This window comes from Glutamicibacter sp. BW80 (assembly GCF_002332385.1).
Taxonomy (GTDB): domain Bacteria; phylum Actinomycetota; class Actinomycetes; order Actinomycetales; family Micrococcaceae; genus Glutamicibacter.
This window is the reverse complement of record NZ_NRGV01000015.1, coordinates 121872-133915: the sequence shown is the minus strand read 5'-3', so window position 1 is coordinate 133915 and position 12044 is coordinate 121872. Positions and strand designations below refer to the sequence as shown.

Here is a 12044-nt window from a genome sequence, read left to right as displayed (position 1 = left end):
CGGCTATTTCCAATGCTCTGGAATTAGGGTTGCGGCGCCTCGCCACGAGCGACCATGAGTCGATCGCCCGCCGGGTCCAGACCGACCTTGACCACATCCCCATCCTGGATGCTGCCACCGAGAATCGCCCGCGCTAGCCGGTCACCGATTTCGCGCTGGACCAGCCGGCGCAGCGGACGGGCTCCGTAGGCCGGATCGTAGCCTGTCAAGGCCAACCACTCTCCGGCGGATTCGTCCACATCGAGGCTGAGCCGGCGTTCGGACAGCCTTTCGGCCAGCAGGTCGATTTGCAGCTTCACGATATTGCCAAGCTGCTCGATGCTCAACGGATCGAAGATGATGACCTCGTCCAAGCGATTCAAGAACTCCGGCTTGAAGGACGCGTTGACCACGTTCATCACCGCAGACTTCTTGTCTTTGTCCTCCATCGTTGGATCCACCAGGAATTGGGAACCCAAATTTGAGGTCAGGATCAAGATCGTGTTCCTGAAATCCACGGTGCGGCCCTGTCCATCGGTCAAGCGGCCGTCGTCCAGCACCTGCAGCAGGATGTCGAAGACCTCCGGGTGCGCCTTCTCCACCTCGTCGAGCAGGATGACCGAGTATGGTCGACGGCGCACCGCTTCGGTGAGCTGCCCGCCCTCTTCGTATCCCACATATCCTGGGGGCGCTCCGACGAGTCGGGCGACCGAGTGCTTCTCGGAGTACTCGGACATGTCAATCCGCACCATGGCCCGCGGGTCGTCAAAGAGGAAGTCGGCCAGCGACTTGGCCAGCTCGGTCTTGCCCACACCGGTAGGCCCAAGGAACAAGAAGGACCCGGTGGGGCGGTCCGGATCGGCTATTCCGGCACGTGTGCGGCGCACCGCGTCGGAGACCGCCGCAACCGCTTGCTGCTGGCCGATCAGCCGCTGTCCGATGCGCTCTTCCATCTGCAGCAGCTTCTGGCTTTCGCCCTGCAGCATCCGCCCGGCGGGGATGCCGGTCCAGGCCGAGATGACCTCGGCAATATCGTCGGCCGTGACTTCATCAGCCACCATGGTGTGTTCCGCGGTGTTGCCGGCTTCGGCTTCGGCCGCTGCCTCAAGTTCGCCTTGCAGCGTCGGAATCTCCCCGTACAGCAGGCGCGAGGCATTCTCCAGGTCCCCCTCACGCTGGAACTTTTCGGCCTGCGAGCGCAGGTCGTCCAGTTTCACCTTCAGGTCGCCGACGCGGTTCAGCCCGGCTTTCTCCGCGTCCCACTGGGCGTTGAGCGCGTCCAATTTCTCCTGCTTATCCGCCATGTCAAAACGCAGTGCCTCCAGCCGTTCGATCGAGGCTGGGTCGCTCTCCCCGGAGAGCGCCAGCTCTTCCATGGTCAGCCTGTCGACTTCGCGGCGCAGCTCATCAATCTCTTCCGGTGCGGAATCGATCTCCATGCGCAGCCGGCTCGCGGCCTCGTCAACCAGGTCGATAGCCTTATCCGGCAGCTGCCGCCCGGAGATATAACGGTTGGACAGCGTGGAGGCGGCGACCAACGCCGAGTCGGCGATGGAAACCTTATGGTGCGCCTCGTAGCGCTCCTTCAGGCCGCGCAGGATCGCGATGGTGTCATTCACGCTAGGCTCCCCCACGTAGACCTGGGCGAAGCGGCGCTCCAGGGCCGGGTCCTTTTCGATATTCTCGCGGTACTCATCCAGCGTGGTCGCGCCGATGAGCCGCAGCTCACCACGGGCAAGCATCGGCTTGAGCATATTTCCGGCGTCCATGGCCCCTTCGGAGGCCCCGGCGCCGACCACCGTGTGGATCTCATCGATGAACGTGACGATCTGCCCGGCGGAAGATTTGATCTCTTCGAGTACCGACTTCAGCCGTTCTTCGAACTCGCCGCGGTATTTGGCGCCAGCGATCATGGACCCGAGGTCCAGGGAGATCAGCGTCTTGCCGCGAAGGGACTCCGGTACGTCACCGGCGATCATGCGCTGGGCGAGTCCTTCGACGACGGCGGTCTTGCCGACGCCGGGTTCACCGATCAGCACGGGGTTGTTTTTTGTGCGCCGCGAGAGCACCTGAACGACGCGCCGGATTTCCTTGTCGCGGCCGATGACCGGATCCAGTTTGCCCGAGCGTGCCAGCGCCGTCATATCGGTACCGAACTTTTCCAGCGCTTGGAAGGTGTCTTCCGGGTTCGGATTGTCGACCTTGCGGTCCCCGCGGATGGTTGGCAGGGTTCCTACCAGCAGCTCGCGGGTGGCTCCGGCATTGCGCAGGGCTTCGCCGGCCTTGGTCTGGTCGGAGGCCAGCGCGATGAGCAGATGCTCGGTGGAGACATAGGTGTCCCCCATATTGTTCGCGATCTCCTGGGCGGTGCTGACCGATTGGAGCAGCTGACGCGAAAATTGCGCCTGGGCCACGGAGGATCCGGAGTTCGCCGGCAGAGCGTTGATGGCGCTGCTTGCCTCGACGGAGAGGGCGTCAACGTCCAGTCCTGCGGTTTTCAGCAGCGCCACGGCGACCGAGTCCCGCTGATCCAGCAGAGCCTTCAACAGGTGAGCCGGTTCGATCTGCGGATTGCCCGCGGTCGACGCATTCATCCCGGAAGCAGATAGTGCCTCTTGGCTTTTGGTAGTGAGCTTGGTGTCCACGCGCATCCTTTCTCTCTGAGGGTGAACCCATAAACTTGAGTGTACTTAACTCAACTCTACTCTTCATATCGATATTCCGCGGTTGCGAAACAATTTTTGAGAATTTCGCGCCGCTTCTCGAATAGCTTGCCCCGAAGTTTCGCCGGCCGCTCAGGTACGGACATATAGTCCGCGGCTCAACCCCAGCTCCGGTTCATGCACCAGAGAATGGTGCGATCCATGATTATTCGGTTCCAGCACCGCTACCGGGCGCGTGCTCCGCGAAACGACATCTAGGCGGCCGGCACGTCACGCCGGCGGAATCCGGCGAAGCCAAGCGCGAACGAGAGGACGGCGACCCCCGCCAGCCCGAGCATGTGCCCGAGCTCCGGTTGCTCGGTGAACGCGGCCGGAAGCCAGTAGAAGGGCGAGATCCCGTGCACCCAGTCCGGCAGGTCCTGCAGTAGCCCGCCGAACATGCCGATCACGAAAGTGTAGATCAGCAGCACCCACCCGGCGCCCGACGCCCGCGGGATCCACGCATACAGGACCGTGGCGAATCCCAGATAGCTGGCCAGGGCCACAAGGTAGGGCCACAGCACCCCGGTATAGTCAGCGAACGTCTGTTCCGCGTAGCCAACGGATGCCGCGCCTAGCCACATGGCCCAGATGCTGACCGCGGCAAGCATGCCGGTACCCAGCGCCGCGACCAGCAGTTGGGCGCCGAACCAGCGATGCCGGGATATCGGCTTGGCCAGCGCGATTTCGGCACGGCCGGCGCCTTCCTCCACCTTGGCCCGCTGCCCCATCACGACGGCGTATGCGGCGCAACACAGCATGGCGAACATGATCATCACCCCGAGGAAGGCCGTGGTGAACTGGCTCGGATCCGCACCGAACACCGCGGCGAAGACCGGATTGCTCTCCGGGATTTCGGCGATCATGGAGGTGATGTCCGGCAGCAGGGTGCCCGAGGCGAACCACATGAGGCCCAACCCTATGGCGCTCCAGCTGAACGCGGTGCGCTGCTGGAGCCAGGCGAGGGTGGCCGGCCCGCGCAGCACCGCCCGGGCATCGGACCGGCCCGCGCGAACCGCAATCAGCCCCCCGCCGAAGTCGCGGCGTGATCCGAGGAAGGCGCCGACGAGGAGGAACACGAAGATGGCGACGAGGCACAGCGCGGCCGGCCACCACCGCACGTCGACGAAGGGCCGCATCTGCTGCGGCCAGGCGATCGGGGAGAACCACGACAACGCGCTGCCGTGCCGCTGCTGGATATCGCCCGCGGCGCGGAGCATGAAGGCCAGAGCGAACGCCGCGAGACTGATGCCCACCGCGCTGCGGCCATGCTCGGTCACCTGCGCGGCTACCAAGGCGATCGCGCCGAACACCATGGCGCTCAGCGCGCTCCCGGCGGTCAGTGCAAACGCATCACCCAGGGCCAGGTCCTCCCCGCCCACACCGGAAAGGACGAGCGCAGAGGCGAGCGCAATCACCGCGTTCACGACGCACAGGGTGATTGCCGCCGCGACCGCGGGCGCGTGCCGCCCGACCGTCCGGGCGAGCACCAGCTCCGAGCGCCCGCTCTCCTCCTCGCCACGCGTGTGCCGCACGATATGCAGTATGCTCATGATCGCCAGCCCCATGACCATCCAGGTGATGCCCTCGTTGGCGATGGCCACACCCACCGTGTAGTTTTCGATGCCGTATCCGGGTCCGCCCATGGCGATGCCGCTCGGGGTCTGCATGATCAGCGCGCGCCCGGCAAGCGCCTGATCGCCCAAGGCGCCAAGTGCCACCACGAAGTACGCATAGAAGAATACGATCGACGCCGTCCATACGCCCAGCCGCACGCGGTCCCGGCGCAGCATGAACCGCACCAGCGCGCCGGTTCCGGCCAAGGCCGATCCGCGGGCCGAACGCGGCCCGGCAGCAGGCGACACGGAGGCGAGGTGGGCATTCATCGCGCACCCGCGCCCTTGGCGCCCTCCGGCGATCCACTCGCCGCTGCGGTGCCAGAGTCGAGCACATCGCCGTAGTGGCGCATGAACAGGTCCTCCAGCGACGGCGGGGTGGCGCTGAGGCTGCGCACCTCGAGTGCGGTGAGCGCCGTCAGCACGGCGCCGATCTGCGCGTTGTCGGTATCGAACGTGACCCGGGTGGCACCGGCAAAGGCCGTGGTGGCCAGGTCATGAACCCCGGGCAGCGCGGCGAGCGCCGACGGGTCTGCGCCGACCACCGCGCTCACGCTGGTGCGCGTGAGGTGCCGCAGCTCCTCCAGCGTGCCGGACTCGACGTCCTTCCCGTTGCGGATGATCGTGACGGTGTCGCAGACCTTCTCGACCTCGGAGAGGATGTGGCTGCTGAGCAGCACGGATTTGCCCGCGGCTCCGGCCTCGCGGACGTACCCGGTGAACACGGACTCCATCAGCGGGTCCAGCCCGGAGGTCGGCTCGTCGAGCACGTACAGCTCCGCGTCGGCCAGGAAGGCCGCAACCAACGCGACCTTCTGCCGGTTGCCTTTGGAATAGGTGCGCGTCTTCTTGCGCGGGTCCAGTTCGAAGCGCTCCAGCAGCTCGGCCTTGCGGGCTTTGAGCCGGCGCTTGTCGGCGCGGCCACCGAGCCGGGCGAGGTAGTCGATGCACTCGCCTCCGGTCAGGTTGGGCCACAGGCTGACGTCTCCGGGCACGTAGGCGATGCGCTGGTGCAGCTTGACGGCGTCGCGCCACACCTCTGCGCCGAACAACCGCGCGGAGCCCGCGTCGGCCCGCAGCAGGCCGAGCAGAACCCGCAGGGTGGTGGATTTTCCGGCCCCGTTGGGGCCCAGAAAACCACGGATCTCCCCGGGCTGCACACTCAAGTTCAGCCCGTCCAGGGCCCGCACCCTGCCGAAGGACTTGGACAGCTCGTGGATCTCGATAGCTGGTCTCATGCTCATGGCTCGCTCACTTTCAAATGCCTGTCGCAGGTGTTGCTAGTCAGCGCGCTCTGGCGCGCCGGGCAATGCCGCCTGCCGCTAGGGCGGGGTGGACATGTATGCGAGGCAGTCCTCCAGCGCACGACGGGAGGTGAGATAGCCCTCGGTGAACAATTCCAGCATCGGCAGGTAGCTGCTGCGCAGATAGCCGCGGACGATCGACGCGAGGTCGGCTGGGTCCGCCGGTGGATTGAGCGTCACCTCCAGCAGCAGTGCGCCGAGCGCGGAAAGCGTGAGGTAGCGCGCCCGCGCCGCTTCGTCCCGGCTGGGCACGATCACCCCCGCGGCGACGCCCTCGCGGCTGTAGCCGACCGCGTCATCGACCATATGGTCGATGAACTCCCGGGCCAGCGGGCCGCCGTCCTGCATGGACCGCAGGACGTACCCGAGGACCGCCGCATTCTCCTCGGCGGCCGCGAACTTGTCGAAGAGGCTCTGGCCCGCGGCGGCCTCGGCGACATTCTCGCGCTTGAGCCGGCGAATCGTGGCGAGCATGTTCTCATCGCACGCGGCGCGGAGCCTCGCCTTCGAGCCGAAGTGGTGCATCACCAGGCCGGCGCTCACCCCGGCGTCGGAGGCGATGGCCCGCACCGAGGCGCCGAAGCCCTCCACCGCGAACCGGAAGGCCGCCGCATCGCGGATCCTGGCGCGCGCGGTCAGGTCGCTGCTACCCGGCGGCGACGCGTTCGACGCGCTTCCCGCAGGGTTTTGCCCACCCTTAGCTGAACGCATGTTCAAGATTCTAGTCCTGTGTTCAGCCCGTGCCTAGGGCCTGCTGGCGTTTAGCTCGCGGGATTGCCGAGGGGTCTGCGCGCGATCTTTGGCAGCCCACGGTCTTGTCCTCCCTACCGCATCTGGCACAGTATGTCGCATGACTAATCCAGATGCGCCAATTCACTACCGCCAAGACCCAGCCGAGCTGGTGGACGAGTTCATTGAGCAGCACCGCCAGATGCTGCTCGGCTATCTTGACGGAATGACCGAAACCGAGGCCAGGGCACGTTTGGTTGCCTCGAAGACCACCCTGCTCGGGTTGCTGAAGCACGCGGTGTTTGTTGAACGAGTCTGGTTTGGCGAGGCGGTCACCGGAGCCTCGCGCGCCGAACTCGGTATTGCGCAGTCCCCGGATGAATCATTTGACCTGGCGCCAGAGGACACTATCGCTTCGGTCAGCATGGCCTATCGGGATGCGGTAGCCCGCTCCCGCGAGATGCGCCAAGGCCTAGCGGACGATGCGGTGCTTTCCGGAAATCGACGTGGTCCGCTCTCGCTCGCATGGGTCCAGCTGCACCTGCTGCGCGAGCTCGCCCAACACTGCGGACACGCAGAAATCCTTCGCGAACAGCTGCTCGAGGCACGCACCGAAAGTTGAGCAAACCTCGCAAATGCGTAGGGGCCGACTCCCCAAGTTCTGGAAATCGGCCCCTAGCTCGTTACCGGACTACTAGCGGCGAACGTTGCCGATGAAGTAGTCGGAAGGAACGATCTCCTTGCCCAGCGGCATCAAGGATACCGGGATCATCTTCAGGTTCGCGATGCCTAGTGGGATGCCGATAATCGAGACGAACATCGGGATCGCGGTGAGCACATGGCTAATGGCAATCCAGATACCGGCGAAGATCAACCAGATGACGTTGCCCAATGTCGAAAACGCGCCGACCGGCCCGCGGTCGACGACCGTGCGCCCAAAGGGCCACAGCGCATAACCGGCAATTCTGAATGACGCGATGCCGAAAGGAATCGTGACGATCAAAAGGCAGCAGATGATGCCGGCTAGGACATAGCCCAACGCCAGCCAAAGTCCTCCGAATACAAGCCAAATGATGTTCAATAAACCGCGCACTAGATCTGTCATACTTCTAGGATGCCTGTTCGAGGCGGCTTTTCGCCATAGGGGAACACCCGGAACGCCCCCTAGTATTTCTCGATTCCCGCTCGGCGGGTGTGCAACGCCCCATAATTTCCAAGTTTGTGCCGGCCGGTACTCGGCTAGGATTAATAATCATGAGCGAACGTAGCGAAGAGCAGCCTGCAGTCTCCGGCAAGGCGGCCAAAGACCCATCTTATTTCCGTGCCGAACCGGTCTCTTTCGTACGCCGAGGCAATCGACTGCAAGGACGCCGCGCGGCTGCTTGGGAGCGCAACGCCGATCGCTACGTGATCGAGCCGCCGCGTAAAATTGCAGATACTTCGGTGGCGGATGACTTCCGCTTGGACCCCGAGCAGGCCTTCGGACGTGTTGCCCCGCTGATCGTCGAAATCGGCACGGGCCTGGGCGAATGCATCGCCAATGCCGCCAAGGATGACCCAGAGCGCAATTATCTGGCCGTTGAGGTGTACCTTCCGGGATTGGCCCAGCTGATGCTCAAGGTTGAATCATTCGAGCTGGAAAACGTTCGCGCGGTGCAGGCCAATGCGCCAGAAGTTCTAGAGGTCATGCTCGAAGAGAATAGCGCCGATGAGCTCTGGATCTTCTTCTCGGACCCTTGGCATAAGCCGCGTCATCACAAGCGCCGGCTCATTACCTCCTCATTCCTGGACAAGGTCGCGCGCGTGCTGAAACCCGGCGGGACCCTGCGCCTGGCCACCGACTGGTCGAACTACGCCGAGCAAATGCGCGAAGTGCTGGAAGCACACCAGGCATTCGAGAATCTGCACCCCGGCAACGCCGCCGGGGAGGAAAGCGACCTGACCAAGGTGCGCCAGAACGGCATGGAGGGCTTTGCCCCGGAACCGGAATTCGTTGATGACCTCGGTGGCTGGGCACCACGATTCGAGCGTCGCATCCTCACCAGCTTCGAAGGCAAGGCCTTGAAGGCAGGACGTTTAGTCTTCGACTTGGCCTTCGCCCGAACAGCCAAGTAAGTCTTGGTTTCGCAGGGCCATGATTGCAATAGACTTGCAGTCATGGCCCTCAGCGCATCCCCCACCTTAGAATTCGCCGGCGTCCGGCTCGAACAGCTCGACCGGAAGCATTCGGCACATCTGGGAGCCATGGTGGCCCGCGATGGGCTGGACCAGGCCTGGTTCACCAAGATCCCTTCGGCGCAGGGCATGGACTCCGAGATCGACCGGCGGCTGGCTCTGCAGGCCGAGGGCAAGATGGCCCCGTTCGCAATTCTCGACCTGCAAAGCAATAAAACGGTGGGCGCGACGACCTACCTCACCATCGATGCGGTCAATCGTCGGGTGGAAATTGGTTCGACCTTCCTGGGGCTTGACCACCAGGGCACGGGCATCAATGCCGCGGCGAAGTACCTACTGCTTCAGCGCGCCTTCGAAGAGCTCGACTGCATCGCCGTGGCTTTCTGCACGCATTGGCATAACCAGCAGTCCCGGGAAGCTATCGCCCGGCTAGGCGCTAAGCAAGATGGGGTGCTGCGCAATCACATGTATGACGCTGGCACAGGCACCTTGCGCGACACCGTGGTTTTCTCGATTTTGCCGCAAGAATGGCCCACCGTAAAGCAGGGGCTCTTGGCGCGTTTGGCCAAGCACGGCCGCATCTAGGCTCCCGCGGTCCTTAGCCAAGCAGGGTTTTCGCCGCGTCTTCGCGCAGTTGCACCTTGCGGATCTTGCCGGTGACCGTAATCGGGAACTCATCGAGGATCATCACATAGGCCGGGATCTTGTAATGCGCCAATTGCCCTTCGGCGAAGTCCTTGATGTCCTGGACCCCAAGGGGCGATTTGCCAGTCTTCATCGTGATGCAGGCGCAGATCTCTTCACCATATTTTTCGTTTGGCACCCCCACCACGGAGACATCTTCTATATCGGGATGCCCGAATAGGAACTCCTCGATTTCCCGCGGGTAGATGTTCTCTCCCCCGCGGATCACCATGTCCTTGATTCGCCCGACAATGGTGCAGTAGCCGTCCTCGCGCATCACCGCGAGGTCTCCGGTATGCAGCCAATTCTCGGAGTCGATGGCCTCTGCGGTTTTCGCCGCGTCGTTCCAGTAGCCGAGCATCACCGAGTAGCCTCGAGTGCAGTACTCCCCGGGTTGCCCGCGTTCCACCGTCGCGCCGGTTGCCGGGTCCACGATCTTGACCTCCAGGTGCGGATGCACCCTGCCGATGGTTTCCGTGCGAGCGGCCAAATCATCATCGGCACGAGTCTGGCAGGAGACCGGACTGGTTTCGGTCATCCCATAGGCGATGGATATCTCGGTCATGTTCATCTCCTCGAGGCAGCGGCGCATCACCTCGACAGGGCATACCGAGCCGGCCATGATTCCGGTTCGCAAGGTGCTCAGATCGTGGGTGCCAAAGCTGGGATGATTTTGCATGGCGATAAACATGGTGGGCACCCCATATACCCCGGTGCATTTTTCCTCGGCAATGACTCGCAAGGTGGTTTCGGCATCGAAGCTCGGGGCGGGAATCACCATGGTGGTCCCGTGCGCGGTGCATCCGAGATTTCCCATCACCATGCCAAAGCAGTGGTAAAACGGCACCGGGATGCAGAGCCGATCTTCCGGTCCAGTCCGATACCGAATCCGGGTTCCGGCAATTCAAGGACCCCACGTGGTTTCCGCTTCTCCGATGAACCACTGGAACGAACGCTACATCCGCGTACACGCCTTCATCTGCGTCCAAGCCCGGTACATCGCCCTCCTCATGCGTCGCGAAGACGAACAAGCTGACGAACACCATTCGGTGCGAGAGCCGCTCGAACAATTCGGTAGCATCCAGGAAACCGTAATGAACTACTCCCCCACCGGTGTCCAGCCCAAGACCCAACGTATGCTCACCGAAGGGATCGCCGCCCGCTCGGACCTTTCCGAGATCTTCAACCTCGGCAAGTTAGCCCCGAAGGAAAGTTCGGCCATACATTTCTGGCCAGCAAAATATAGGTTAACTAGGCAGCCCATGAAACTCGAAGTGCATAGCTAAGAAACGCCCGCTAGCAGTCCCGTCCCGTCAGCCTCGGCGGGGCAGAAGGTCGTGTTTTTGAGCACTGATCTTCGGGCCTTCGGCGTTTTCGAAGGCAAGGAGCGACACTGAAGCCATGCGGATTTGGTTTTGCTGACCTTCGCCGAGCAGGTTATGGAGAGTTCGGCTTTTGGCGTGATGGTTGGCCGCTGTGCAACGTGCTTTGCGCTTCGATCTCGCAGCGGCCGCAGCCGGCGAACCGGAAGTTCCACGGATCAGCCCCATCGACCGTCTTGTGCATCTCATCGCCCCGGACGCGATGGATACCTTGGAAGCGCTGCTCGCTATCGGCGAAAACACCTGGACCGGGTCGCCCTGCCGGATATCGCGCCCGCCGCAATTATGCTTTCCGCCTCAGACCGGGAGAATCCTCGTCGAGGTGCCCTAGTTCATCGCTGTATCCGGGCGATGCAGGTGTCAGCATTGCACTGATCAACCATCGGCGCGGGGCGGGGCAAGTCCGCTTCAATTCGGTGCCCTCGAGATGAATTTGATTATGTCGGCGGCTACACGCTCGGGCCTTTCCCACAACACGAGATGACCGGTGCCTTCGTACGACTCGATGTAGCTGTCCTTGATCGCCTCAGACAGCTCGTGGAGCTGGTCCGCGGGTAGTAAGTATTCTGCTGATCCCCAGAGGATCAGTGTAGGAGCGATGATGGGGCCGCACCGAATCGGCGGTGTTGCGGCAACCAGACCGTCGAAGGTCGACCGCCAAACTCTCGGGGGTATGGTGAGCGCGGCACGCTTCTGGGTTTCGACGTACGCATCCGGGACAGGGCTTAGCAGGGGCAGAGCGTCGCGGAAGGCCTTCATGTCTTCGATGGACACCGGATCGTGGAGCGATTCCAGCAGTTCACGTATGGCGGCCGGAGGTGATTGGTGCAAGTTGCTCGGTGAGCCTACAAGGACCAATCCACGCACTCGTTCTGGATAAGTCACAGCAGCCTGCTGCGCCAGGTAGCCTCCGCTGGATGTCCCAACCAGCCAACTCGAGTCGATTCCCAAGGCATCGAGCAGTGCGATTACATCCTCGGCTGAGTCGGCCAGCCCGTATCCATCCGCCGGCTTGTCGCTCTCGCCGACACCGCGTTGATCTGGAATGACCAGTCGCAGGGACGTGGAAAGCAGTGGTGCGAGCCGATCGAAAACGCGGTGGGTCTCAGCCCAGGCATGCAAGAGAAGAACCGGCTTGCCTTCGCCCATTTCCTCTACGGCCATCTCTACACCCGTCGAAAGCAGGACTCGTCGCATGCCGAGAGCCTAACACCGCGGCTTGCAACTGACCATACCCGTGGGACCGGTAGAGTCGGGGCCCGCCGCGATTGCGATGTGCGCCAATTCAAGACCCCGGACACGATGCGCCGTCGAACCACGGCCTGTCTCGATCCACAGAAGAAGTCCGGCGGGAGTATGCGCCTGTGCGCATGATCCAGATATCCTGCCTCGACGAATGCGGCACCCTCTACTACCGGTGGGTCCGAGTCTGGCAACGGATCTTCAACAGGCACGAGGGCAAGTCGGATTCCA

Annotated in this window: 12 protein-coding genes; 5 read left to right on the top strand and 7 right to left on the bottom strand. The window is 63.0% G+C overall.

The window, feature by feature from the left end; all coding sequences use genetic code 11:
* Positions 1-23 precede the first annotated feature (23 nt).
* The 4 genes from clpB to CIK76_RS03020 all read right to left on the bottom strand — a co-directional run bounded on the left by clpB (position 24) and on the right by CIK76_RS03020 (position 6312).
* A complete protein-coding gene (gene clpB, locus CIK76_RS03035) occupies positions 24-2624 on the bottom strand; it encodes an ATP-dependent chaperone ClpB (RefSeq protein ID WP_096283546.1) in 2601 nt (866 codons plus the stop codon).
* 272 nt (positions 2625-2896) lie between these two features.
* Positions 2897-4567, bottom strand: a complete 1671-nt coding sequence (locus tag CIK76_RS03030; RefSeq protein ID WP_096283318.1) for a hypothetical protein — start codon at positions 4565-4567, stop codon at positions 2897-2899.
* Entirely contained in the window at positions 4564-5535 is a 972-nt protein-coding gene (locus tag CIK76_RS03025) for an ABC transporter ATP-binding protein (RefSeq protein ID WP_096283544.1), read from the bottom strand. Before CIK76_RS03025 ends, CIK76_RS03030 begins: the two co-directional genes overlap by 4 nt.
* Positions 5536-5619: 84 nt before the next feature.
* The gene (locus CIK76_RS03020; RefSeq protein WP_096283317.1) at positions 5620-6312 is read right to left on the bottom strand and encodes a TetR family transcriptional regulator; all 693 of its coding nucleotides are present in this window, start codon (positions 6310-6312) and stop codon (positions 5620-5622) included.
* Positions 6313-6451: 139 nt separating this feature from the next.
* Between CIK76_RS03020 and CIK76_RS03015 the strand changes: the two genes are divergently transcribed.
* Positions 6452-6952, top strand: coding sequence for a DinB family protein (locus tag CIK76_RS03015; RefSeq protein ID WP_096283316.1), 501 nt, complete (start codon positions 6452-6454; stop codon positions 6950-6952).
* Between the two features lie 72 nt (positions 6953-7024).
* Here the strand turns inward: CIK76_RS03015 and CIK76_RS03010 are convergent, their stop codons facing one another.
* Positions 7025-7435 (bottom strand): YccF domain-containing protein, encoded by a 411-nt coding sequence (locus CIK76_RS03010; RefSeq protein ID WP_255248325.1) that lies wholly within the window; start codon positions 7433-7435, stop codon positions 7025-7027.
* A gap of 149 nt (positions 7436-7584) precedes the next feature.
* On the opposite strand from CIK76_RS03010, the gene trmB reads away from it, so the two are divergent.
* A complete protein-coding gene (gene trmB, locus CIK76_RS03005; protein WP_096283314.1) occupies positions 7585-8445 on the top strand; it encodes a tRNA (guanosine(46)-N7)-methyltransferase TrmB in 861 nt (286 codons plus the stop codon).
* Positions 8446-8487: 42 nt separating this feature from the next.
* Positions 8488-9090 (top strand): GNAT family protein, encoded by a 603-nt coding sequence (locus CIK76_RS03000; protein ID WP_096283313.1) that lies wholly within the window; start codon positions 8488-8490, stop codon positions 9088-9090.
* 13 nt (positions 9091-9103) lie between these two features.
* Here CIK76_RS03000 and CIK76_RS02995 read toward each other — a convergent pair whose 3' ends face one another.
* Complete coding sequence (locus CIK76_RS02995) at positions 9104-10078, bottom strand: AMP-binding protein (protein ID WP_343252109.1); 975 nt, start codon at positions 10076-10078, stop codon at positions 9104-9106.
* Positions 10079-10106: 28 nt separating this feature from the next.
* On the opposite strand from CIK76_RS02995, the gene CIK76_RS02990 reads away from it, so the two are divergent.
* The gene (locus tag CIK76_RS02990; RefSeq protein ID WP_141393444.1) at positions 10107-10475 is read left to right on the top strand and encodes a hypothetical protein; all 369 of its coding nucleotides are present in this window, start codon (positions 10107-10109) and stop codon (positions 10473-10475) included.
* 190 nt (positions 10476-10665) lie between these two features.
* Entirely contained in the window at positions 10666-10902 is a 237-nt protein-coding gene (locus CIK76_RS02985) for a hypothetical protein (RefSeq protein ID WP_141393443.1), read from the top strand.
* A gap of 77 nt (positions 10903-10979) precedes the next feature.
* Here the strand turns inward: CIK76_RS02985 and CIK76_RS02980 are convergent, their stop codons facing one another.
* Entirely contained in the window at positions 10980-11768 is a 789-nt protein-coding gene (locus tag CIK76_RS02980; RefSeq protein WP_096283310.1) for an alpha/beta hydrolase, read from the bottom strand.
* Between the last annotated feature and the right edge of the window lie 276 nt (positions 11769-12044).